Raw genomic sequence first — 23810 nt, 5'->3', positions numbered from 1 at the left:
CCCCCTCTGCTAAAAAATTTTCCAACATGAAAAAGATAACAATAAAATATACGGCCATACTCACGCTGTTTCTGGCCGGTCTGTTTGCCTGCAAAGACCTGACACAACTGAACGTGAACCCCAACGGTGTTCAGCCCGAAACGGTGAACCCCAATCTGGTTCTGCCTACCGTGCTCTCTGAGACGGCGAAACTGTACACCAACCTTGGCTTTCAGGACGTTGCCGGGGTAGTACAGCATACGCAGAAAGATGCCTGGTTTGGTGGCCATAACGATTACGACTGGGGTGGCGACCAAAGCTGGACGGCCTATTACGACCTGCTACGTAACAACGATCTGGTCTATCAACGGTCCGTTGCGCTGAACATGGAATTTCAGCAGGGCGTAGCGCTGGTCATGAAGTCGATGCTGTTTGGCCTGATCACTGATTTGTGGGGAGATGCTCCGTACACGAACGCCCTGAAAGGCGAGTTGGGCGGCCTCGATGACATTGCACCCAAATACGATAGTCAGGATGTGATCTACGCAGGCATTCTGGCCGATCTCGATAAAGCCAGTACGTTACTCTCGAAGCCCAAAAGTGGGTATACCAGTATTGTCGAATCGGCTGATTTGTACTACGCTGGCGATCCTACCAAATGGCTGAAACTGGCGAATTCGCTCAAACTTCGGTATCTGATGCGCATTTCGACCAAGCAGCCCGACGTAGCAAAAGCAGGCATCGAGAAAATTGTTGCCAGCCCAGCGCAGTACCCAATCATTGACGATGCGTCGGCTGATGCTACGATGGCGTTTCCGGGAAATAATGCAGGTGATTCCTGGCCGTCTAATGCGGTTTATGACATCAGCGGCAGCAATTACCGACGTATCAAAATGTGCTCTACGTTGTTGAAAGCTATGCAACCCACTAACGATCCCCGGTTAGCTATCTGGGCCAAGAAAGTAGAAATTCCACTCAAAGTGGATGCTACGTTGCCCGCTGGTACGGACAAAATCACGAGTGGCGTTCGGTATATCTCGCCTGATAAAGTCGGTACTACACCTATCGATCAGGACCCGAACTACGTTGGCTTACCACCGAGCATTTCGCAGTTACCATCGGGCTATAATTTCAACCCAACGCCTGGACAGACTTCGGTCAATCCGCACGTATCGTACCTCAACGAAATCTACAAAGAGGCCAAAGGCGCTTTGTTGAAAGCTCGTTTGGTGTCGGCGGCTGAAGTTAACTTCATTCTGGCCGAAGCCGCGCAGAAAGGCTGGGCTGCTGGTGACGCGAAAACGCGCTACGAAAATGGCGTTAAAGCATCGCTAAATGCCTGGGGATTAGCCAGCAGTTACAATGCGTTCATCGCGCAAAAAGGCGTGGCTTACGACGGTACGCAGGCACAGATTTTAACCCAGAAATGGATTTCGAGCTGGACCAGCGCCACCGAAGCCTGGTTCGACTACCGGCGGACGGGTCTACCTGCTCTACAAGCTGGCCCCACTGCCAAACGCAAAGTATTACCGCTCCGATTCTACTATATGCGGGATGAGTTGAATCTGAATAAAACGAACTCAGGTACAGCGATCGAGAAACTCGAAATCACCGCGAATTCGCAGGCTGATGGTAAAAATAGCGCCTGGTCGAAACAGTGGCTCGTTCAGGGAACGGGTAAGCCTTGGTAGAAACCATCCGCACATAATTACAGCGTACCTAACGACTTCCCGAGAGCTCTGGGCTTTCGGGAAGTTTTATAAAAAGGCTTTCATGAAAAACCTCCTTGTTTTACTGGCGTTTGTAAGCCTTTCTTTCTCGTCGTTCGCGCAGGGATTCAAAGCGGGTGCAGCCGTTCGCGTGATCACCCCCAACCCACTTTTACCCGTTTCGGGAGGAATTGGTACGCCTAAAAAAGCGGTTGAGAAGAAAGGTGATTTGTTCGTAAGAGCCTGCGTATTTGAAAAAGCAGGTACCCGCGTCGCTATTGTGAGCGTCGATAATTTGGGTTGGCCGTCAGTATTGGGTAATAAATCCAGAGCGCTCATTAAAGGCATTCCGCCTGAAAATGTGCTGATTGGTTGTACGCATACGCATAGCGGCCCCGATGCCTACGGCTTCCCGAACGAAAAAGGAGAATCCTTCGCTGATCTCGCCTACCTAGACAAATGCGTACACACCATCGCTGATGCAGTAAACGAAGCCGTGTCCAAACTAGCTCCAGCCTCGCTAAAAACGGCGGTTGGCGACGCGAAAGGCCAAATTGCCTACAACTACTACGCTCCCGATTTATTCGACCCACGTTGTGGCGTTATTCAGGCCATTGCTACGTCAGGTCAGGACGCAGGTAAACCGATCGTTACGTTAGTGAATTATGCCATTCACCCCGAAATCATTGGGTCGGGTCGAGGTATTTTGAGCCCTGATTTATGTGGCCCACTCTATGAACGTATTGAATCAAAAGTTGGCGGAGTAGCTTTGTTTGTCAATGGTGCGCAGGGCGGCATGGTAACGGCGGACAACCGGCGGGAGGCCGGAAAAGAAGCTAATACGTGGGAAGAATGCATCCGAATCGGCGAATTACTGGCCGACGAAGCGCTACGTATCATCAGCCCCGCCGAAGCTCAATCGAATCCCTCGCTTTACTGCACAGTTCGCAAGGTTACATTTCCGATCGATTCCGACGTAATGAAATACATTGTAAAGAATTCGCCCCTGAAATACGACATAGCACCTGACGATAAGGTGGTGGCGCAGGTCAATCTGTTGAATATCGGTACTGCCCAGGTACTAACCATTCCGGGCGAAGCGTTACCCAATGTCGGCTATTACGTTAAACGACACATGAAAACCAACGTACCGTTGCTGTTTGGCCTGACCAACGACGCATTTGGTTACATGCTTACCAAAGTCGATTTCAGGAGTTTCAAGCGTTATGACTACATCAGCAGAACCAGCCTCGGCGAAAATACCGCCGAAATTTACATGGACGAAGCCCTGAAATTAATCGCCGATTCACCCAAAGCTGATGGGTATAAATAACAGAAATTAGGTAGTCGATTTGTCATCCTGACGAAGGAAGGATCTTAACGTATCCTAGCACTCTAATGATGACACGTTAAGATCCTTCCTTCGTCAGGATGACAAAAATTTTGTAATCAATTCCAATACCCTAATGAAAAAGTACTTCCTCAAAACAGTTGCCGTTGCCGGTCTTCTCAGCGCCTTATTCGCTTTTGATCTTCCTGAAAAAACCGATGGAATCACCCCTTCGACCGCACTTGAAAGCTACCTTCACAATGATGACAAGTCGTTCAAATGGGAAACCAAAGATACCTATACCTACGGCGACATTACCGCTTACGAAGTTCTGCTGACTTCCCAAAAATGGCGCGAACACACCTGGAAACATCAACTAACGGTGCTTGTGCCGAAAGAAATCAAGCATGACGGTGCCTTGCTGTTTATTACAGGCGGTTCGCTTAAGGATGGTGAGCCACGATGGAATGGTCACGATGATAAATTTAACCGAGCCATCAGCACGCTTGCCTCTAAAAACAACGCCATTGTGGCGGTACTGCGCCAAACGCCCAATCAGCCGCTTTACAACAATCTGACTGAAGATGCACTGATTTCGTATACGTTGCACCAGTTTAAGAAAGACGGCGACTACACCTGGCCGCTGCTTTTTCCGATGGTAAAAAGTGCCGTTCGGGCGATGGACGCTGTGCAGGAATTAGCCCAAAAAACGCTTCAAAAGGAGGTTAAAAACTTTGTTGTATCGGGAGCTTCAAAACGCGGCTGGACCACCTGGTTGACTGGTGCCAGCGACAAACGGGCGGTTGCCATTGCACCCATGGTTATCGACATTTTGAATATGCCGGTTAACCTGGATTATCAGATGAAAAGCTGGAATAAATACAGCGAGCAGATCGACGACTACGTAAAGCTGGGCATTCCGCAAACTGTACATAGCAAGGAAGGTGATGCCATCAACGAAATGATTGATCCGTATTCGTATCGCAAAAAACTGACCATGCCCAAAATGCTGTTCATGGGCACAAACGATGAATACTGGACCGTCGATGCGGTGAAGCATTACATCGGCCAGATTCCGGGCGAGAATTACATTCACTACGTCCCCAACGTCGGTCATGATTTGGGAGATAAACGTCAGGCACTCGAAGCGTTGAATGCATTTTTCGGTACTACGTTAACCAAACAACCCTATCCAACTTGCCAATACACGGTTACGAGCACAAAAAAAGGCGTGGATCTCACCATTAAAGCAACGTCTGATAAACTGGAGGACGTAACAGTTTGGGCCGCCAACTCGACGGATAGAATTTTCCAGGACGAGAAGTGGGAGGGCAAAAGCTTGGGTATCAACAACAAGAACAAGATTTCTGTAAGCGAAGCTTATCCAGCATCAGGCTATCGGGCGTTTTACGTAGACCTAAAATATAAATCGCCCACGGGTGGCACTTACACCGAAAGCACCCGTATGTTTCTGACGGACAATGACGAAGTATTTTTGAAGTAATATTTTTAGTGACGCTATTTTTGTCATTCTGAGGAACGAAGAATCTTAAGGCTAACTACTTGAGAGCTATGACGCTTTAAGATTCTTCGTTCCTCAGAATGACAAAAAAACGCTTGTTTGACTTGACATTCTCGTGTGGTCAAATCTTTACTTCGCCTTCGCTTCCTCTTTTGCCTGAAGCGTTCCTCGCACAATCGGCTCAGGTTTAGATTGGGGCGTCGTGTAACGTAGCACGGTTGCCGTTGGATACGACGCTTTCGGTAAGCGTCTGATCACCAATTGATAAGAGCGAGTCCCAACAACCAAATTAGAGAAAGCCATGTTGTCCGACTCCTGAAGCAGACTCCAGTTCGCGACAGGCTCTTTGGCTAACAGCGATTTATCCTCCTCCGAAAAACTGGCAAAGGTTGTATCGGGTACGAAGTGTTTCCCAGAAACAGTTTCGACAACAGCGACAATGGCAGGCGGAACTGCCGATTCAGGTTTTGTTTGCGCGGTTGCCGATAGACTTACCAGCAACAGCATAGCGAATAGTCCTTTCATAACGGTGCCACGACACTACGTGGTTCAAGTTGAGTAGTTGATACGTGTTAAACCAACATTAAAGCGATTTGGTTAACACGCTGTTCTCAATTTGAAACGTAGACAAACACGTAGCACGACAAAAAGCTATTACAAACTCTTCAGATAAGCCATGCTTTGGGGTACCTGCTGTTCGACGGCTTTGCTTTCGTCTTCGATATAGTAGTATTCGATGGAGCTTTTGCTGGCGGCTTTCAGAACAGCGGGCCAGTCAATTTGTCCGGTACCCAACACCACTGATTTTTCATTTGGCATTCCACCCGCATCGCTGTGAGGAACATCTTTCGCTACGTCTTTCAGATGTATAAGCCGAAAGCGATTAGGGTATTTCGTCAGCAATTTCGCCGGGTCCTGACCGGGCAAATAGGTCCACGTTACGTCCATTTCGTAGCCAACAAGGTCAGGATTCGTTTGCGTCACCAGGAGGTCGAACAACGTACCGTCTCCGTGTGGCTGAAACTCAAAGCCGTGATTGTGGTAGCAGAACATGAAGCCCTGCGCCTTTGCCTGTTTGCCGAAACGATTGAACACTTCAGCCGCTTTCTGAATAATATCGAGCGTGGCGGGGCCTTTGTGCGGAATCGATCCGATACGTATGTATTTCACACCCAACGTTTTGGCATTCTGCAAAATAGAATCTGGTTTTTGGTCGATGGCATCGTAACTGACGCCGTAACTGCTACAGCGCATACCACGCTGATCGAGGAGGGCACGTAGTTCAGAGGCCGTTTTACCGAACAATGACGAAAATTCGATGTTGGTAATTCCCCAGGCTTTAATCTTGTCCAGCGTACCAGGTACGTCTTTGCCAAAACTATCACGCATCGTATACGACACAATACCAGGCGTTTGCTTTACGAGTTTGCCAAAAGGCTGCGCCTGGCTCACGGACGTAATACCCGCTAATAGACAACATAAAAAGGTAATCCGTTTCATAGGGTTTCCAAAAGTGAGAAAGAAGAATACTGCCAAAAGCATAGGGCGCTTTTGTCTCCTCATAAGGTAACAGTACCGGTCTTTCTACTTTCCCGAACCATTAATGCGTGCCGTTACTCGACCCATTCGCCGAACCGCTGTTCACAAGACTTTCAGGCTTGTTAATGACCAACTGAAGGTATTTCCCAGGTCGGGACGGGTCTTTAAAAAACCACGCTACGTTCCCCTGAGCATCGCGTCCGAGTTTAGCTCCGGCAACTGGTGGATGATCCACGCTATTAACCATATTGGTCGGTTTTGGAGCCGCTTTGGGTAATACAGGCGCTGGAGAAGACAAAAATTGCGCGTCAATTAATGCCCGTATACTTTCCTGAAAAGCTTCCGCAATTCGTTTAATATCAGCATCCGTATGCGCTTCGGTCATGAAACAGGGGAAGCCATCCCAGATGTGAATGCCTCGTTCCCGCATCAGCGTAAACACAAGTTCACCATAGGGTACGTCCTGCGTGAATTTTATTTTCCAGAGAGAACCAAACTGCGCTATCAATATGGGCAATTGCCGCTGAGTCAGAAAGGTGTTTAACGTATCGGCCAGCCGTTTTGCCTTGGCTGTCAGGCGTTCCTGTAGCGCGGGTCCTTGTTCGCGCATATAACGTAGTGAAGCGTGTGAAGCTGCCAGCGCCAACGGATGACGCGCAAACGTACCGGCAAAGAACGTAATGTCGGCCTGAGGAAACGACGTATCGCCGTATTGCCAGAAGCCCCCATCCAGGGCATCCATAAATCGGGATTTACCGGCCATCACGCCGATGGGCATACCGCCCCCAACTACTTTTCCGTACGCAGCCAGATCGGCTTGAATACCCCAAAACCCTTGCATACCGCCCGGATGCATTCGGAACCCCGTTATCACTTCATCAAAAATGAGGGCTGTGCCTGCGGCAGACGTAATGGATCTAAGTTCTCGAAGAAATTCAACCGGCTGGAATTCAGGACGTCGGCTCTGGATAGGCTCAACCAATACGGCTGCGATTTCAGATGCCCTCGTCTGGATAGTATCCAAACTTTCCGGCGTACCGTAATCCAGGACCAATACGTTCTGAACCGCTTCGGGCATAATGCCTAACGCAGCCGGCGTAGCGTTCCGGTCGTGGCTCCCGCGGCTAACTACTTCATCAAAAATGCCGTGATAGGAACCAGCAAACGTAACGATCAGCGAGCGACCCGTTACGGTACGTGCCATGCGGATGGTACCCATAATCGCTTCGGAACCCGTATTGCACAGAGCGGCCCGATCGAAACTGGTAAATTCACAGATCAAACGTGCTACTTCGCCAGCCAGTTTGTGTTGCGGGCCGAGTTCATAGCCTTGCTCAATCTGCTCATGCAAAACCCTGGTAAGCCACTCCGGCTGATGGCCGAACAGTGTTGAACCAAAGCCATTTAGCGCGTCGATGTATTCATTTCCGTCAATATCCCACAACCGGCTCCCTTTCGACTTATCGACAACAAGTGGGTAGACTAATTCCTTTGTGAGCGGCTTAAATCCGGTAACAGCTCGTGGATCAGCCAGCCACTGCCGATTTTCCTGCGTATTAGTTTTACTCGCCGACGTTTTGCGGACGTAGCGCTGGATCAGTTGTTGCAGAAAAGCTTCCTGTGTTTTGTTCAATGCCGACGCCTGCCGCTCAATACGGGCGCCAGCACCAAACGCTTGTATAGCACCGGTCGGTTTTACAGGCGCTTTGATTGAACCAGTAGCTGTCGGAACAGACGTTGACCGAAGCGCTTCGGCAGTTACTGGCGACGAAGTTGGCGCAGGCATTGCTCCAACTTCCTGACCACGTAGCACAGCCATTTGCTGAGCCATAATCTGCAACTGCTGCTCAAACAAAGTCATAATAGAATCTGTAGTACCCAATCCCTCGCTAACAGGACGAACGACTGGCGGCATCAGTGGTACCGACGTAGCAATCACCGGATTCGGTGCGGGCGGTGGGGATACAACTGGCGAAGAGACAGGCGTTTCCGGTTGATACGCATCGGCAGGAAGTCCCTGATCCAGGTAATCGACCAACGTTTCCAACGTACCGAATTCATTATTCAGTTGCCGGAATGAGATAGGTAAACCAAATTTCTTTCGGAGTGTATATGAAAATTGGGTGAGTATCAATGAATCAAGCCCCAGTTCAAGAAAGCTGGTTGTTGGTACTACGTCACCTGCATCGACGCCTGTTATTTCGTGCAGCAACGTTTTTACAGCAATTTGTATATTATTTTTTCTCATTATGGGCTGAGCTATCACATGTTGGGTAGGTAATGAACTGACCGTTGCCGGTGGTAAATCTATCGAAATAGAGGAAGTTGGTTTGGGTGGATCGACCCAACAGTGTTTACGGTCAAAGGCATACGTAGGTAACGTAATGATCCGCTGGGGATGACTAGCCCGAAATGCCTGCCAGTCAGGGTTCACCCCTTTGATCCACAGTTGTCCCAGCGCTTTCATCACCGATTCGTAATCAGTCTGCCCGTTTTTGGTACCGTCCAGACTGGCCACTACGTTGACCTTTCGCGGAGTGGCCTGTTGGCGGGCCAGCGTTGCCGTTACGTTACCTGGCCCAGTTTCCAGAAGCATCGGATTTTCCAACGTAAAGAGCGTTTCCAGTGCATCGGCGAATCGAACGGTTGCCCGCATGTGTGTGGTCCAGTAACCCGGATTTGTTGCGTCGCTATCGGTCAGCCACGTACCAGTTACGGTCGAGACAATTGGTTTCTGTGGACGGCGTAACGTAATACCTCGCACCGTTTTCTCAAACTCATCCAGAATCGGGTCGAGCATGGATGAGTGAAAGGCGTGGCTGGTTTCCAGCAGTCGATTCGGTATATTCTGTTTTTCCAGCTCGCCCGCAAACGTAGCAATGGCCTCATTCGGACCAGCCACCACGCAGAGCTGACGACTGTTCACGGCAGCCAACGATAACGTATCAGGCAGCATAGCAGTCACCTGATCGGCCCCAAGACGTACCGATAGCATCCCTCCCGATGGTAGCTCGCTGATGAGTTGGCCACGAGCCGCGATCAGGGACAGCGCGTCTGGTAAAGAAAAAACCCCAGCCAGATGAGCGGCTACGAATTCGCCAATACTGTGTCCGCAAAAAACGGTTGGCTCTACGCCCCAGCTTTGCCAAAGTCGAGCCAGCGCATAATTTGTTGTAAACAGGGCTGGTTGCGTATAACGAGTGTCTTTCAGTCGCTCAACAGCCTCCTGATCAACCGTTTCGGGAAATAATACGTCCCGAATATCAGCCTCCAGATGGGGAAGTAATCCCTCGGCACACGTATCGACAGCTTGCCTGTAAACCGGCTCATTTTCATACAGTTCGAGCCCCATATTAACGTACTGCGCCCCCTGTCCCGGAAATAAAAAGACGATTTCATTGGGCGTAGCAGCAGCCGACGTAACGGAATGCGGAATGGCCGGTGCGGTCAACGTAGCGATTAATTCATCCTGCGTTCGAGCAAGAACGTAACGCCGGTAGTTATGCGTTAACTGGCGATTCTGAAGCGTAGCTACTACGTCTGCTACGTTCAAATCCGGTTGCTCACGCAGGTAGTTAGCAAGATTTAGGGCATGGTTATTCAAGCTTTGTTCTGACTTCGCCGACCAGGGGAAAAGCTGGAAATGCCGTTGTTTAGCTGGCGTTTTCGGCTGAGAAACCGGCTCCAACGGCGCGTACTCTTCCACCACTACGTGTACGTTGGTCCCCCCTACCCCGAACGAGCTTATTCCCGCCCGACGCGGTCCGGTGGTCGTCCATTCGCGGTGCGTATCGTTCACGTAGAAAGGGCTATCGGCAAACGGAATAACCGGATTAGGCGTATCGAAACCGAGCGAAGCCGGTAACTCTTTGTATCGCAGGGCGAGCGTCGTTTTAATCAAACCCGCCACTCCAGCCGCTGCCGTCAGATGTCCGAGATTACTTTTTATAGAACCCAACGCGCAGAACTGACGTTGGTCTACATCTCCGAACGCCATCATTAAACCCTCAATTTCAATGGGATCACCCAGCGGAGTGGCCGTTCCGTGCGCTTCTACGTAGCTAATCGTCGATGGGTCGATACGAGCGTCTTCAAGGGCTGTCCGAATAGCGATGGCCTGGCCTTCGGCATTGGGTGCCGTAAAACTCCCCTTCCCGCCACCGTCGTTGTTGACGCCTACTCCTTTAATGATGGCGTAAATTGTATCACCATCACGTTCGGCGGCTTCTCGTGATTTCAACAGTACAACACCCGCCCCATCGCTGAAAACTGTTCCGGTGGCCTGCGCATCGAACGGTCGGCAGTGACCGTCGCGGCTCAGCATGGCTCCTTCTTCGTAAAGATGACCACTGTAGATGGGAGCCGTTACGCTGGCCCCACCCGCCAACGCCAGTTCACAATGCCCCAACCGAATACTATCAACAGCCTGAGCAACAGCCAGCAACGACGTAGAACAGGCCGAATAAACGCTGACCGCTGGCCCACCCAGATTGAGTTGGTAAGCCGTACGAGACGCAATGAAATCCTTCTCATTGACGGTCATCGCCTGGAAACTCCCAATCTGATTTAGTACTTCTTTATTCGCCAGTACGTTGTTGAGGTAATACGTATTGTTACCACATCCGGCCCAAACGCCAATACGTTCGCCGTACTGATTAGGTAGATAGCCCGTTTGTTCGAGTACCTCCCAGGCAATTTCCATGAAAACCCGGTGCTGCGGGTCCATCACTTCGGCCAGTTTCGCGCTCAATCCGAAGAAACCGGCATCAAACTGAGCCGCTTTTTCGAGTATGCCGCGCGCCTTTACGTAAGCCGGATCACCTGTGAGGTCGGTGGATAGGGATGAATCTAATTCGGCGTCAGTAAAGAAATGAATGGTTTCGCGGCCGGTCTTCAGTACGTCCCACAGATCCTCGACAGAATCAGCGCCGGGGAAACGGCCAGCCATCCCAATAATCGCTACGTCATCTGACTCTAATTTCTTTGTCGTACGGCCCGTGCTACGTGGTTTTGTTTGATGACCGCCATCCAGATAATTCGCCAGGGCATGTATCGTTGGAAACTGATATAATTTCGTAACCGGAGTATCGTACGTGTGCAATTGCTTCAGCAAGGTAACAGTCCGCACAGCCAGCAGCGAATTTCCACCCAACTCAAAGAAATTATCGTTTACCCCCACCCGACTCACGGCCAATACGTCCTTCCAAACCTGAATGAGTTTTTCTTCGGTTGGATTACCCGGAGCCGCATAGGAAGTGGTTAGACTCGTAGATGCATCGGGAGTTGGTAACGCTTTACGGTCGACTTTTCCGTTACTGGTCAGCGGAATATGCTCGATGGGAACCAGCAACCTGGGAACCATGTAATCGGGGAGCCGAGTCGCCAGAAAGTCTGTAATAGTTTTTTTGTCGAAAGTTCCATCCAGCACTACGTAAGCCACCAGTCGGACATCGTCGTCGCCATACGATTTAGCGACGACTACGGTATGTTTTATGCCCGGACAAAGTAGCATAACCTGCTCAATTTCACCCAGTTCAATCCGAAACCCGCGAATTTTAACCTGCTCATCAATTCGCCCCATGTATTCCAGATCGCCACCGGGCAACAGTCGCGCCAGATCACCACTTCGGTAGAGTCGGTCGCCGGCATGGTTGCTGAACGGGTTGGGAATGAATCGTTTTGCTGTTAACTCTGGCTGGTTGAGATAGCCCCGTGCCAACCCGGCTCCACCGACGTATAACTCGCCTACTTCTCCCACTGTCACGGGCTGCTGCTCAGCGTCAAGTATATAGGTTGACAAGGTTGGTATCGGACGCCCAATCAGGCTGCTGGGTTGCGAAAGATGCTCATCCGTCAGAGCCAGATACGTAACGTGTACGGTCGTTTCGGTAATGCCGTACATATTGATCAGCGCACAATCAGGATAAGCCTGCTTCCACGAACGTAACTTACTCGGATTCAGTGCTTCTCCTCCGAAGATAACGTAGCGCACCGCCAACGTTTGGTATTTACTAACGGCCTGTTCCTGAAGGACGTAGAAGGCAGATGGTGTCTGATTGAGTACCGTTACTTTTTCCGTCGCCAGTAACGTAGCAAACAACGTAGCATCTTTCGCTACGTTCTTCGGAACCACCACCAACCGACCGCCAAACAGCAAAGCGCCGTACATTTCCCAGACCGAAAAATCGAAGCAGAACGAGTGAAACATGGTCCAGACATCCTGCTCACCAAAATCGAATAGAGGAGCATCGTTCACGAAAAGCCTTACCACATTTTCGTGGTCAATCATCACCCCTTTAGGACGGCCCGTCGAACCAGACGTATAAATGATGTATGCCAGACTTTTTGGCGTTAACTGCGTGGCTACGAACGTAGTAACCTCATTACGAATACCTTGTTGATCCCGATCAAGACACACCAGATTAACACCTTCGACCATCCGCTCCAGCATCGGCCGGGAAGCCACATCCGTTACAGCGATAGTCGCCTTCAGGTCGGCCAGCATATAGATGATTCGGTCGGCCGGGTAGTCGGGATCAATGGGTACGTAAGCACCACCGGCCTTGAGAATACCCAATATTCCAACAATCATGTTGATGGAGCGAGTCAGGCAGATAGGCACCAACGACTCTTCAGCCACGCCTAATTTGCGCAGGTAATGGGCCAACTGGTTCGATTGCGCATCGAGTTCCTGATACGTAAGCTGCTCGTTCTCAAACACAACTGCTACGTTGTGCGGGGTACGGTGAGCCTGCTCGACCAACAGATCGACAAGGGTCTTATGCTTCGGGTAGGAGACTACTTCTGACGCAACAGACGATAAATATAAAGTGGTATCCATTTATGGGTAGTATCAAAATTCACTACGTACTCTGTTTCATAATTATTCCGTTACGTTCTTCAATAGGGATAAAGCGTCAACTATAATTAAATTCTTTGTCAGGTAAGGTTACCATTCTCAGCCAGCCAATCGCTGGATAGGTACGAATACATGAACGTATCCATCATCACGCCGTCTTTCACGACGCTCCAACGTAGCAACCCCTCTCGCTGAAAACCCACTTTCTCAAGAACTTTGATGGATGCTACGTTATGGGCCATTGGTTTTGCATAGAGCCGGGTTAGCGAAAACTCCGTGAATGCATACTCCGTGATGGTCCGCAAGGCTGCCGAAACAATTCCCCGCCCCCAAAAAGCTTCGCCCAACCAGTACCATATTTCGGCTGAATAGCGTTCAATGTCTTCGCCGATGCGCAGGCCAATATTGCCCACCGCTTGCCCACCGACATCGATGGCAAAGTTGGTTTCTAGCTCAGGGTCAACAACGTATTGTATCCACCGCTGGGCGTCAATTTCTGTATAGGGATGGGGGAAAGTATCGCGAAGATTAAGCCAGATGGGCCTACTATTGGCGTGTTGATGCAAATTGTCTTCATCGCCAAACCGCCATGAGCGAATAGCGCAAGGCCCACAGTCAATATTCATGTTTACATCAAATATGGGTAGGTAACTACGCAGCAAAAAAGCTACGATACTCTAGTGCTTTAGACGACAAATAGTTATCATGTCACCTTAAATTGTGCAAAAAGAATATACTATATCTGACTTTTTCGTTTGTATGATTTTTGAGTAAAGTAGCTTTATAGTTATCTATAGAGAATATAACGCAGCATTCAGGAGTAAATAATTTACTATTTATCCTGAAGAAGGTCTTTATTTCGTTGGAAAGCCAGTCTTTTTAAGAGTTGTAAACAACTGTTTTACCTCGTCAATACGTTGGCCGCCGTTCAGGGTGAAGTACCAGAACGTTTCAAAATCACCCCGGTGCATGGCCTGGTTCATATCGCCACCGCTTCGGCGGTCCGATTTGCGTTTTATGCGAAGATTTTACCCAGTCAGCCACAATCATGTAACTGTGTTTGTTGTCTTCACCAAAGCTATAAGACCGGTCAAATTCGAAAACAGGTGCCATGTTACTGATGCGACTTTCCGGGTAACCAGCTAGTTCTGTAAATCGGAACGTATCACCTTTGTTCTGCGATTGACCGCCCAGAACAATCGGCTTTTTTGATCCTTTATAGCGTTGAATGGCACGTAACGCACTCAGCGAGGCCGTTTTGTGGTGCGCATGCTGACCTTCGTGCGGCATCATACAGAAAATGTAGTCATACTGCCCAGTAGCCAGAATGCTATCCAATCGTCGTTCGACGTACTTTATATTCCACCGTTTTCTTTCCAGATACGGTTTTTCATCGCGATTGTAAAAGTCGTCGCGCTGATCGAAGAAAAATAGTTTTTCAATCCCAGAATTTCGCCCGAAGCCCGCATTTCTTTCTTGCGAATAATGGGTAGATGTTTACGCCCCACGGCTGAGTCAAGCATGTTCATCCCGAAATAACTGGACGCCACCATGCCATTGAACCCACTCGACGCATCAGTTAATAAAGCAATATCGGCACTCCTTTTCAGCTCGTGGGTAATTTTAAAAACCGTTACCGGAAACATTGTCTCAACCTCGGGATGGGCTGTTACGATAAGCATTTTGGGGCCTTGCGCGAAGGCATTTAGCGTGAACATAAAGAGAAACGTAGTACGTAGCAGTCTCATGAGTTTGGACGTAGCAGGTAAAGTTACAAGCGTTTAACAAAGACAGACCAGGCCAACTATAGGAACATTGTCTGGGCCAATCCGCTACCTATTGAAACTCGTTTTATTGACCGTTTACTCAATACATTTTGGCTTTTTAAAAATGAAATCTCTATCTTTGCAGCCTTAACTGCGTCCGCTACAGTCGGACGGTCAACGCCGATGAAGTTCCTCGCTTAAAACCTTTCGCAGGTTTTCTTTCTTCTCAGTCAGTTCTGCCACTCAGGCAGCTCTCTTCATTTTTTACTTCATTCACTACCTGCGTCCTTACGGGTCACAGCGTCGTATTCTTATCACTAATGACCAAGTTTTTTCGGTTATTTCTAGCCGCATTACGTGGTTCAGAAACCAATTTTACATCCGGTAGTATAAACCGGGCTATTTTTCTGCTATCGGTTCCAATGATCCTGGAGATGGTCATGGAATCCTTGTTTGCCGTCGTCGACGTATTTTTTGTGGCTAAAATCGGCACCGAAGCCATTGCCACCGTTGGCCTGACGGAATCTGTATTGACGATCGTTTACTCCATTGCTATTGGACTGAGTACAGCAGCTACTGCGCTGGTTGCCAGACGTGTTGGTGAAGATAATCGTCGCGACGCAGCTGAAACGGTAGGGCAGGTTATTTTGGTATCGCTGGGTTTTGCCATTTTTCTGGGTTTACCCGGCTTCTTGTTCGCGGAAAATATCCTCCAATTAATGGGCGCCAAAGCTGAACTCATTGCGAACGGCTCCAACTTCACCCGGATGATTTTCGCCAGTTCGCCAGCAATTATCCTGCTTTATACGCTCAGTGGTTGCCTGCGCGGGGCAGGTGATGCCTCGGTAGCCATGCGTTCACTGTGGATTGCAAACGGAGTAAACATCGTACTGTGTCCGATATTTATTTTCGGATTCGGTCCAATTCCGGCCCTTGGCGTGATGGGTTCCGCCGTAGCCACGACAACCGGACGGACCATTGGCGTACTTTATCAAATTTATGCGCTGACACGTTCAACAGGGGGTATTCAGGTGTTAAAAGCCGATTTTGTGCCCAATCGTGGCATTATCCGTAACCTGCTCAGTCTGGCCGTTGGTGGAACGAGTCAATTTCTGGTGGGTTCGGCGAGTTGGATATTCCTGACACGCATCCTGTCGACCTACGGCAGCGACGTAGTGGCGGGATACACCATTGCCATTCGGATTATCGTGTTTACGATTTTGCCGTCGTGGGGTATGGCTAATGCCGCTGCTACGTTGGTAGGACAGAATCTGGGTGCAGGCGAACCGGCTCGGGCTGAAACATCGGCCTGGCGGGCGGCTTTCTGCAACATGATTTTTCTGGCTGCCGTTGGGGTTGGCTTTTACTTGTGGGCATCCGAAATCGTGGGGTTGTTCGACCGCAACACGCGCGTTGTTGATATTGCGGTACAGTGTTTACGAGTGTTTTGCTTAGGTTACCTGTTCATGGCTTATGGCATGGTATTGAGTCAGGCACTCAACGGAGCGGGCGATACCCGAACACCAACATTAATTAATATTGTATGCTTCTGGATGGTACAAATTCCACTAGCCTTCATGTTAACTAATTCGTTCAGCTTTGGACCGTCGGGCGTGTTCTGGTCGGTAGCTATCAGCGAAACGTTGCTGGCTATCATTGCAATTCTTGTATTTCGTCGGGGTCGATGGAAAACAGTTCAGGTATAGATAGCGCTACGTATCGTGGTGATTTTATCCCGAAACTTTTCCCAAAAAGACCTGTTAACTGAGCGATAGGAACGTAGTGAAAATGTATAATTGAGTAGGTCAACCGCTCCCCGAGATTAGAAAGCATTATTCGTTACGTTCCTTTCACTCGCAAACCTGATTTTATATGATTGATACACATAAACAACCCGAAACCGCTGTGCTGGTGGCGCTGATTACGCAAAAGCAATCGGCGGATCAGACCAAAGAATATTTAGATGAATTAGCGTTTCTAGCCGAGACATCGGGCGTAAAAACCGTTAAATCGTTTACGCAGAAACTCGACCGACCCGATACCCGCACCTTTGTGGGAAAGGGAAAACTGGAAGAAATCCAGACATTTATCCTCGATAATCCAGTAGACTCTATCATTTTCGATGATGATTTGACGCCCGCTCAGGTTCGTAACCTCGAAGCGGAGTTCAAGGAGATTAAGGTACTTGACCGTAGTCTGCTTATCCTGAACATTTTTTCGATGCGGGCGCAAACAGCGCAAGCTCGTGTTCAGGTGGAGCTAGCTCAGTATCAATACCTTTATCCACGACTGACCCGTATGTGGACGCACCTAAGCCGCCAAAAAGGCGGAACGGGCATGCGGGGTCCTGGGGAGAAAGAGCTTGAAACGGACCGTCGGATTGTAAAAGACCGAATCGCGTTTTTAAAGGATAAACTCGCCAAAATTGATAAGCAGAGCGTAACGCGACGAAAAGAGCGTGACCGGCTGGTACGTGTTGCTCTGGTGGGCTATACCAACGTCGGCAAATCGACCTTAATGCGAACGATGGCGAAGGCCGACGTATTTGCCGAAAACAAACTCTTCGCTACGGTCGATTCGACAGTTCGCAAGGTGACGTTGGGCAACATTCCTTTTTTGCTGACTGATACGGTTGGGTTTATTCGTAAGCTACCCACTACGTTAATCGAGTCGTTCAAATCAACGCTTGATGAGGTCCGCGAGGCTGATATTCTTGTGCACGTGGTCGACGTATCGCACCCGAATTTTGAGGAACAGGTTGATGTTGTCAACGCTACGTTGGCCGACATCAAAGCCATTGGAACGCCGACCCAAACAAAGCCTATGGTTTTGGTTTTCAATAAAATGGACCAATTTTCTCCAAAAAAAGAATGGGCTGAAAAACCATCGTCCTCAAGCGAAGATGATACGTATCCAGAAAATGACACGTCGGAAGAAGTCATGATTCCGGTGGCTGTACGGAGACGTACTGCGCTGGATTATCTTCGTAAAACGTATTTATCGGCGAAAGCTGACTACGTTACGTTCATTTCTGCCCAAACTGGTGAGAATGTGGGCGAATTACGGGAGTTGCTTTATCAGTTAGTTAAAGAGAAACACTACCAGATTTATCCGAACTGGGTAAACGTACCACTTTCAGAATCAGCCGAGTATGGCGATGGTTTGGTGAGTTAAGGGATTTTCGGCATTTTTGTACAATACTCCCCTCTTCTGGGTTCAGAGGAGGGGATACTTTTGGTCTCGTAGTTCAACGGATAGAACCGGAACGCCGGACCGTGCGTTTCCTAAACATTTGATATAGGTTCGATTCCTGTCGAGAACGTATCTCAGAAGCATTAACTTTGGTCTCGTAGTTCAACGGATAGAATAGACGTTTCCTAAACGTTTGATATGGGTTCGATTCCCGTCGAGACCACCATCACATTCAACAACCCTCTAATTCACAGCGAGTTAGAGGGTTGTTTATTTTCTGGGTAAAACATATGTAAAATTTTCAGCGAATTGTGCTCCAACTTTGGTGTCGAGTACAGTAATTGAAACTTAAAGAATTTAGCTAGTGATTTACCCAATTGGCGAAACTCGAACAAACCAGTGGAGGGGGATTACGGAGAATTTATGAGTTGAAAGCAGTTATTGAGCCTGAATTTTCCATGCCATAGGGACGTGTCTCCGCAACATCGGTCGGAGTTTCGCTAAGCTAAAGAACTTGCTCTTTAAGACGTAGCCCTGCGTGTAGCCAATCTGAATGCGCTTGTTTCGTTGTAGTTGCCCTCGTGAATCAAAGCGATATAACTGGTGATCAGCAGCGAAGAAATAGTCGGGGTATCCATCAATATCCCAGACGCGTTCAATAAGGGTATGGTTTGTTATTTTGTCCGCCACGATGTATGAAATACGGTAAGGTTTTCATAGTCTTGTGAGGAGGCTGATAGCTTATAGTAACGGTACGTTCACAGAGCATTTGAGTGCATTTAATTAACGGTTTCTGCCTGACAATTAGTCGATTACCATTAATTGAGTTTGCGTACAATAATAGTTGGGTAACAGAGCGACCACATTAGGGGATTGTCCGGTTTGAACCAGGTCTCTAAGTACGACTACTTTGCAGCCATCGATGCCAATGAAGAGTACTTTCCTTTTTTGATCTGGGCCTGGCCAATCAAGGTGGACAGCAGTAATGCCGCCAGCATAAAATAGTTTTTCATACCTTATTTTACAGCTTAGCTCACTAACTCCTATATAAGGATTCTGTTAGGAGTTGATCCAATTGGCTGACTCAATTAACGCCCAAATATTGATGCGACATATGAAGGCTCTTCTGCCTCATTTTGGGGAGGGTATTTTGAGATTATAAAGTCTGTAGATGCAATCTGCTTTCGAAAGTGATTAAGTGATCAACCCCAGCGGCTTCCTGTAGGGACGGGGGACGGGCGATACACCAATAGGAACGGAACCTGAAGCCGTGTGGTTTTGCTCAATGCCCTAGAGTCTGGGATGAATTGGCATCCGATTTTTTGCAGCTTCGGTCGAGCGCAGCTAACAACGGCGGCCCTTTGTTTAGCTTGCTGCTCTCGATCACGGTAAAATGGGCGGTTACCGTATTTCTTCCCGCTCGGCAAAAAGACGCACAGCTCCAAGTTAGGCATCAAGACCTGACCCGCTTTTTCAGGGCTGGTCGGCCGAAACTTGGTAATAGGCAATGGCCGTTCTTATTGCACTCAATGGAGTATATCTAAAAATATACTCCCAATCCGACCGGAATGGAAGCGTCAGCAGAATTCTGGCCTTAACTCGGAACGGAAATAAGTAACTTAGTCATGTTGATAGCACCCTCTTTTCTGGTTTTTCTTATAAGCATCGCCTGCAGAATTGGCTTTGTTCAGATACAGCACGAAACGATAAAGCCAGGGCCTTACACCGTGGGGTTCCAGGTTATTAGCCACTATGACCGGGGACGATATGTTCAACCCAAAATTGATTTTGAAGGCAAAACCAATGTGGGTGAAAAAGCGCTGCCCCTACAAGTGAGTATATGGTATCCAGCCGAAGCTACCTCGGGGAAGACCGCTATGCGGTTTGAGGAGTACCTTTATTTAGATGGCCAAAAAAATACCTTTCAGCCCCTTAGCGAAGTCGATAAAAAAGCAGCCGCCGAAGGAATTCGATTTCTGGCAAAAGTCGGTGCCGATATTGACTTGTCAGACACCGATCTACAAACTATTCGACGGACGCCTACAACGGCGTATCGGGATGCCAAACCGGCTATAGGGCCATTCCCGGTCATTATTTCGGGCTTGGACGGTGGCCCTGGCTCGGCTCATATTCTTTACGAGTACTTAGCGAGTCAGGGATATGTCGTTTTATCGACACCGAGTATAAATCGGACCGCCACATTACAGGCCACCCGGCCGCAGGTTGCTTTAGGCGAACGCATCGACAATCTGGAATTCCTGCTAGCCTTTGCCCATACGCTCGCCCAGACCGACCCCATGCGACTAGGAGTGCTGGGAATCAATTTTGACGGAATGACCGCCCTGTTGTTTCAGATGAAAAACATGCAGGCTGATGCGGTAGTCAGTATCGATGGCTGGGAAGGGAAAAACGCAGGAAGTCAGACCCTAAAAGAATCGCCCTACTTTGAGGCCACTAAAATGCGGGTACCGTATTTACTTGTGTTACAGGACGAGAAACACCCTGGCCCTTCGTTACAACCCAATTCCAGTATTTTTGATGCGTTTGCCTATTCCGACCGCTACCATTACGTGCTGAGGGGCATGAACCATGCTTTTCTGACCGGCAATCTGGGCGTACTGCCCAATATACCGACTGAAAAGCGTACTGCTTACCAGTTTCTGTATCAAACTATTTTCTCTTTCTTCGAAGCCTCCATCAGAAAAACGCCCGTCAGTGTAAATTTTCTGAAACAAACGGCTCCGCAAAATGGATTTCCGGAATCCATCATCAAATCTGTGGTCACAAGCAGGGCTTTCCCAGCTGTACCGACAAGAGAGGAATTTGAAAAAATCGTCATGGTGGGCGACATCGAAAGGGCAACCCTCATCTATCGGGAGGGTAAACGACGGAATCCGCATCTGATACTTTTTGATGAGCAGACGCTTAACCTGTATGCCTTTCGATTTTCCCGCCAGTCGAAACCAGAGAAAGTACTGGCGATTCGTCAATTAACCGCTGAAGCGTTCCCCCACTCATTCCGTAGCTGGGAACAGTTGGGGAATGCTTATCAGGCGATAAACAACAAAACCCAGGCCCGCCACTCTTTCGAAACAGCGCTTACCTTACTGGCTAAGGATGAGGCACTGGATATGGCCCCAAAAGAACAACTGCGGAAGGCGTTGCTGGATAAATTGAAATCCCTGGAAGCAAATTGATTACGATCAATAAAATCTTATGAAAACGCCCCATTTTTGGAGCAGATTAATGAAAAATTCTCCGGCTCACATGGGAGCCTTTTTTGAGAATAGACACTCTGTCCTTACCCCGTTTGGTAAGCCAGTTTTGGCTGGAATTTAAGCCACCTGCCGATATTCAACCGGCCTCATAAACTGCAAGGCCTGATGAGGCCGTTCAGTATTATACTCCACTAGCCACTCATTGACCACACACCGTACCTAGCGGATACTCGTGAAAATGTGAGCATCTAATACCACTCGCCGATAAGTCCCATTGAAGCGCTTAATATACGCGTTTTGAGTAGGCTTGCCCGGTTCGATCCAACACAACTCGACGGACTCTTCTTTACACCAATCCTGCAAGGCCTGACTGATGAACTCAGGCCCGCACAGGAGGCCCCGCATTATCACTCCGTAGCCGCTCGGGTTTGCCGTAGCGTTCCACCAGTGGATCCAGCAAGCGGGTGACACGAAGGGCTGATAAGGAGTAGTCAACTTCAATACCCAAGGCTTGCTGATTGTAGTCGTCAACCACATTTAGCGTCCTGAACTTACGGCCGCCTGTTAAGCTATCCGAGGTAAAGTCCAGCGACCAGCAGTGATTACAAGCCGTAGCTTTAGGCAACGGTTTACGAACTGCACTAGGTAATCGCTTCATAGTCTTTCTGGCTCGTCGAGTAAGCCATGGCATTCAGCCTTAGCTTCTCACAGAACCGGACGTGAACGTCTCCATTCATCCGGCTCTTCTTATTCAGTCATCCCAGTATAAATCCCTTTTCTACAGGCGGCTTATAACCCCACTGCCAGTGAGCAAACAGCCCCGGACTGCGCCTGGCTACTGCTCCTAACCAATAAATGGATCGGGTCTTGTGGCGTCTAAACCCTTTAAACTTTACCCGCACCCAACTAGCCAGCCATAAATCCACGTACCGCAAATGCTTGCGAAGGATTGAAGGATAAAACTTCCCATAGTAATTAATCAAGCCCTGTAGCACCGGGTTAATCTTGGCGGCAATCTCCGCCAGATTCAGCCCCCAGTCCACCCACTGGTTAACCTCCCATGACCGAATCACTTCACAAATCCGTTTCAACGCGTTGCCACTCATCGCTGGATTAAAGCCCGTCAAGTAAACGCCCGCCTGGCTTTTCACAGGTCGAGGACGGAACGTATGACCCAGAAAATCAAACTCAATCACCGGCCACTGTTGCTTGCGATTGCTGTCTTTGCAATAGACGATCCGGGTCTTGCCCGTATTCAACGATAACTTGCAGGCTTGTAAACGCTGGTCAATGCCAGTCAGTACATCCTGAGCTTTCCATTGGGTCCCACAATGACAGACAATATCATCGGCATACCGTTCAAAGGACACCTCCGGGTAAATCCGCTTCATCCATTCATCGAAACCATAATGCAAAAACAGATTCGCCAGTAGTGGACCAATGACTGAGCTTGGGGCACTCCTTGACTTCGATCAATCAGGGAACCATCCCCTCGTTGATAAGGGCTCTCCAACCACCGGTCGATGTAAAGCCGGATACATGGTGTAGTTGTGTGTCGATCCAACGCTTTCCGCAACAAATCATGATCAATCGTATCAAAGAATCGGCTGATGTCTAAATCAATCACCCACCGATGCGCCCGACATTGCTGCTTAGCAGCCGCCAGGGCATCATGAGCGGATTTGCCAGGTCGATACCCGTACGAATTAGCATGAAAGTGCGGTTCCAGCAAGGGATCCAACAGCAACACAACGACCATTTGAGCCACGCGGTCACTCACCGTGGGAATACCTAAGGGTCTGGTTTTGCCATTGCCTTTGGGAATCTCGACCAACTTCACCGGTAAAGGCATGTAACTCCCCGAACTCATTCGATTCCAAATCTTATAAAGGTTGTTCTTCAAATTCTTGTCGAACTCTTCCAGGGTAAGGCCATCAATACCAGCAGAACCTTTGTTGGCTTTGACCTTTTGATAAGCCTGCCAGACCAGTTGTTTGGAAATGGTAAATGACTTTGCCGCTTGCATAAACTCCTCCTAATTTCTCAGTTGATCCATTCAAACGGCTGAATAAGCTGACCGCTTCGCTCCACCCTCATTACAAGGACTTCTTCACTACTACCAGCCAGTCCGCCCCTGTGACTGCCATCGGTACGTTGACTCTTGCAGGGGTCTGCTTGAGGGTTTCCCTTGTCATTCAGTCGACAGGTTCCTATGTTCCACGTAAAAGCCTCCCTACAGCTCGTGCCATCTATGTGCCGGATGCCGTCTAAGCAGTAAACAGGTAGCTCTCAGACTCTTCCCTGCTCAACTGGCGGAACAGGTTTTGACATCGTCTCTTCTATTTCGACACCTCATTGATGATTCCTTTGCAGTCACCTTCTGAAGGGGTACCTGACCGTTTGAACGGCCTTTTACTGTGTTGCTCACGACCCTACCTCTTAACTAGAGCCGCACACAGCGGTTTGGAACCTACTCCTGTAAGTCGATTCCGGAAGGCCTACTTCCATCTTCTACGTAGCATCCGCTGATCTATTATAATCAGCTGTTCATAGCACACGCCAATTATAAAACGTGGCCTCACTGATGCCATGTTCGCGGGTAATCTTGGTAACGGTTTGGCCATTGTCCTGCTGCTTAAGAATCGCCATAATTTGCGATTCAGTGAATCGAGCTTGTTTCATTTCTCCTTACCAAT

The 23810-nt window shown here is 48.9% G+C and carries 17 protein-coding genes, 2 tRNA genes and 1 pseudogene; 8 read left to right on the top strand and 12 right to left on the bottom strand.

Features of this window, described 5'->3' with window-relative positions:
• Positions 1–26: 26 nt before the first annotated feature.
• The 3 genes from IC229_RS00835 to IC229_RS00825 all read left to right on the top strand — a co-directional run bounded on the left by IC229_RS00835 (position 27) and on the right by IC229_RS00825 (position 4522).
• On the top strand, positions 27–1670 hold the full coding sequence (locus IC229_RS00835) for a SusD/RagB family nutrient-binding outer membrane lipoprotein (RefSeq protein WP_190885022.1): 1644 nt from the start codon (positions 27–29) through the stop codon (positions 1668–1670).
• A gap of 82 nt (positions 1671–1752) precedes the next feature.
• Entirely contained in the window at positions 1753–3021 is a 1269-nt protein-coding gene (locus IC229_RS00830) for a hypothetical protein (RefSeq protein ID WP_190885021.1), read from the top strand.
• Positions 3022–3154: 133 nt separating this feature from the next.
• Positions 3155–4522 carry a PhoPQ-activated pathogenicity-related family protein gene (locus IC229_RS00825; protein ID WP_190885020.1) on the top strand — a complete coding sequence of 456 codons (1368 nt, stop codon included), beginning with the start codon at positions 3155–3157 and terminating at the stop codon, positions 4520–4522.
• A 147-nt stretch (positions 4523–4669) separates the two neighbouring features.
• Here the strand turns inward: IC229_RS00825 and IC229_RS00820 are convergent, their stop codons facing one another.
• The 6 genes from IC229_RS00820 to IC229_RS35215 all read right to left on the bottom strand — a co-directional run bounded on the left by IC229_RS00820 (position 4670) and on the right by IC229_RS35215 (position 14686).
• Positions 4670–5065 (bottom strand): hypothetical protein, encoded by a 396-nt coding sequence (locus IC229_RS00820; protein ID WP_190885019.1) that lies wholly within the window; start codon positions 5063–5065, stop codon positions 4670–4672.
• A 129-nt stretch (positions 5066–5194) separates the two neighbouring features.
• Complete coding sequence (locus IC229_RS00815) at positions 5195–6040, bottom strand: sugar phosphate isomerase/epimerase family protein (RefSeq protein ID WP_190885018.1); 846 nt, start codon at positions 6038–6040, stop codon at positions 5195–5197.
• Positions 6041–6140: 100 nt separating this feature from the next.
• Positions 6141–12920, bottom strand: coding sequence for a polyketide synthase (locus IC229_RS00810; protein ID WP_190885017.1), 6780 nt, complete (start codon positions 12918–12920; stop codon positions 6141–6143).
• Positions 12921–13018: 98 nt separating this feature from the next.
• Positions 13019–13564, bottom strand: coding sequence for a GNAT family N-acetyltransferase (locus tag IC229_RS00805; RefSeq protein ID WP_190885016.1), 546 nt, complete (start codon positions 13562–13564; stop codon positions 13019–13021).
• Between the two features lie 331 nt (positions 13565–13895).
• Positions 13896–14231: a hypothetical protein gene (locus tag IC229_RS35220; RefSeq protein ID WP_223833791.1), complete on the bottom strand. Its 336-nt coding sequence runs from the start codon at positions 14229–14231 to the stop codon at positions 13896–13898.
• A 62-nt stretch (positions 14232–14293) separates the two neighbouring features.
• Positions 14294–14686, bottom strand: a complete 393-nt coding sequence (locus tag IC229_RS35215; RefSeq protein ID WP_223833790.1) for a PIG-L family deacetylase — start codon at positions 14684–14686, stop codon at positions 14294–14296.
• Positions 14687–15024: 338 nt separating this feature from the next.
• On the opposite strand from IC229_RS35215, the gene IC229_RS00795 reads away from it, so the two are divergent.
• The 4 genes from IC229_RS00795 to IC229_RS00780 all read left to right on the top strand — a co-directional run bounded on the left by IC229_RS00795 (position 15025) and on the right by IC229_RS00780 (position 18122).
• The gene (locus IC229_RS00795) at positions 15025–16410 is read left to right on the top strand and encodes an MATE family efflux transporter (protein WP_190885015.1); all 1386 of its coding nucleotides are present in this window, start codon (positions 15025–15027) and stop codon (positions 16408–16410) included.
• A gap of 166 nt (positions 16411–16576) precedes the next feature.
• Entirely contained in the window at positions 16577–17878 is a 1302-nt protein-coding gene (hflX, locus tag IC229_RS00790) for a GTPase HflX (protein WP_190885014.1), read from the top strand.
• 62 nt (positions 17879–17940) lie between these two features.
• A tRNA-Arg gene (locus tag IC229_RS00785) sits at positions 17941–18026 on the top strand.
• Between the two features lie 21 nt (positions 18027–18047).
• Positions 18048–18122, top strand: a tRNA-Arg gene (locus tag IC229_RS00780).
• Between the two features lie 212 nt (positions 18123–18334).
• Here IC229_RS00780 and IC229_RS00775 read toward each other — a convergent pair.
• Positions 18335–18586, bottom strand: a complete 252-nt coding sequence (locus IC229_RS00775) for a hypothetical protein (RefSeq protein WP_190885013.1) — start codon at positions 18584–18586, stop codon at positions 18335–18337.
• Positions 18587–19623: 1037 nt separating this feature from the next.
• Between IC229_RS00775 and IC229_RS00770 the strand changes: the two genes are divergently transcribed.
• Positions 19624–21093 (top strand): dienelactone hydrolase family protein, encoded by a 1470-nt coding sequence (locus IC229_RS00770; RefSeq protein WP_190885012.1) that lies wholly within the window; start codon positions 19624–19626, stop codon positions 21091–21093.
• A 138-nt stretch (positions 21094–21231) separates the two neighbouring features.
• On the opposite strand, the pseudogene IC229_RS36035 reads toward IC229_RS00770, so the two are convergent.
• From IC229_RS36035 to IC229_RS00745, 5 genes and pseudogenes are all read right to left on the bottom strand, one after another.
• Positions 21232–21519 (bottom strand): annotated as a pseudogene (locus IC229_RS36035) (integrase core domain-containing protein).
• Positions 21494–21772: a DDE-type integrase/transposase/recombinase gene (locus tag IC229_RS00755; protein WP_190885009.1), complete on the bottom strand. Its 279-nt coding sequence runs from the start codon at positions 21770–21772 to the stop codon at positions 21494–21496. Before IC229_RS00755 ends, IC229_RS36035 begins: the two are co-directional and overlap by 26 nt.
• Before the next feature lie 97 nt (positions 21773–21869).
• Positions 21870–22529: a group II intron maturase-specific domain-containing protein gene (locus IC229_RS35675; RefSeq protein ID WP_262893377.1), complete on the bottom strand. Its 660-nt coding sequence runs from the start codon at positions 22527–22529 to the stop codon at positions 21870–21872.
• Positions 22502–23140 (bottom strand): reverse transcriptase domain-containing protein, encoded by a 639-nt coding sequence (locus tag IC229_RS35200; protein ID WP_262893376.1) that lies wholly within the window; start codon positions 23138–23140, stop codon positions 22502–22504. The genes IC229_RS35675 and IC229_RS35200 overlap by 28 nt, the downstream gene beginning before the upstream one ends.
• A gap of 521 nt (positions 23141–23661) precedes the next feature.
• Positions 23662–23796, bottom strand: a complete 135-nt coding sequence (locus IC229_RS00745; protein ID WP_190885008.1) for a transposase — start codon at positions 23794–23796, stop codon at positions 23662–23664.
• Positions 23797–23810: the final 14 nt, after the last annotated feature.

The organism is Spirosoma profusum, from assembly GCF_014699005.1.
In the GTDB taxonomy this organism is placed as follows: Bacteria; Bacteroidota; Bacteroidia; order Cytophagales; family Spirosomataceae; genus Spirosoma; species Spirosoma profusum.
Note: the sequence above shows the minus strand (reverse complement) of the source record. Positions and strands in the feature narration are given on the sequence as shown.

Excerpts from the sequence above, each read along its gene's own strand:
- IC229_RS00835 (WP_190885022.1), top strand. The coding sequence starts at position 27 with ATGAAAAAGATAACAATAAAATATACGGCCATACTCACGCTGTTTCTG.
- IC229_RS00830 (WP_190885021.1), top strand. The coding sequence starts at position 1,753 with ATGAAAAACCTCCTTGTTTTACTGGCGTTTGTAAGCCTTTCTTTCTCG.
- IC229_RS00825 (WP_190885020.1), top strand. The coding sequence starts at position 3,155 with ATGAAAAAGTACTTCCTCAAAACAGTTGCCGTTGCCGGTCTTCTCAGC.
- IC229_RS00820 (WP_190885019.1), bottom strand. The coding sequence starts at position 5,065 with ATGAAAGGACTATTCGCTATGCTGTTGCTGGTAAGTCTATCGGCAACC.
- IC229_RS00815 (WP_190885018.1), bottom strand. The coding sequence starts at position 6,040 with ATGAAACGGATTACCTTTTTATGTTGTCTATTAGCGGGTATTACGTCC.
- IC229_RS00810 (WP_190885017.1), bottom strand. The coding sequence starts at position 12,920 with ATGGATACCACTTTATATTTATCGTCTGTTGCGTCAGAAGTAGTCTCC.
- IC229_RS00805 (WP_190885016.1), bottom strand. The coding sequence starts at position 13,564 with ATGAATATTGACTGTGGGCCTTGCGCTATTCGCTCATGGCGGTTTGGC.
- IC229_RS35220 (WP_223833791.1), bottom strand. The coding sequence starts at position 14,231 with ATGATGCCGCACGAAGGTCAGCATGCGCACCACAAAACGGCCTCGCTG.
- IC229_RS35215 (WP_223833790.1), bottom strand. The coding sequence starts at position 14,686 with ATGAGACTGCTACGTACTACGTTTCTCTTTATGTTCACGCTAAATGCC.
- IC229_RS00795 (WP_190885015.1), top strand. The coding sequence starts at position 15,025 with ATGACCAAGTTTTTTCGGTTATTTCTAGCCGCATTACGTGGTTCAGAA.
- hflX (WP_190885014.1), top strand. The coding sequence starts at position 16,577 with ATGATTGATACACATAAACAACCCGAAACCGCTGTGCTGGTGGCGCTG.
- IC229_RS00755 (WP_190885009.1), bottom strand. The coding sequence starts at position 21,772 with ATGAAGCGATTACCTAGTGCAGTTCGTAAACCGTTGCCTAAAGCTACG.
- IC229_RS35200 (WP_262893376.1), bottom strand. The coding sequence starts at position 23,140 with ATGCAAGCGGCAAAGTCATTTACCATTTCCAAACAACTGGTCTGGCAG.
- IC229_RS00745 (WP_190885008.1), bottom strand. The coding sequence starts at position 23,796 with ATGAAACAAGCTCGATTCACTGAATCGCAAATTATGGCGATTCTTAAG.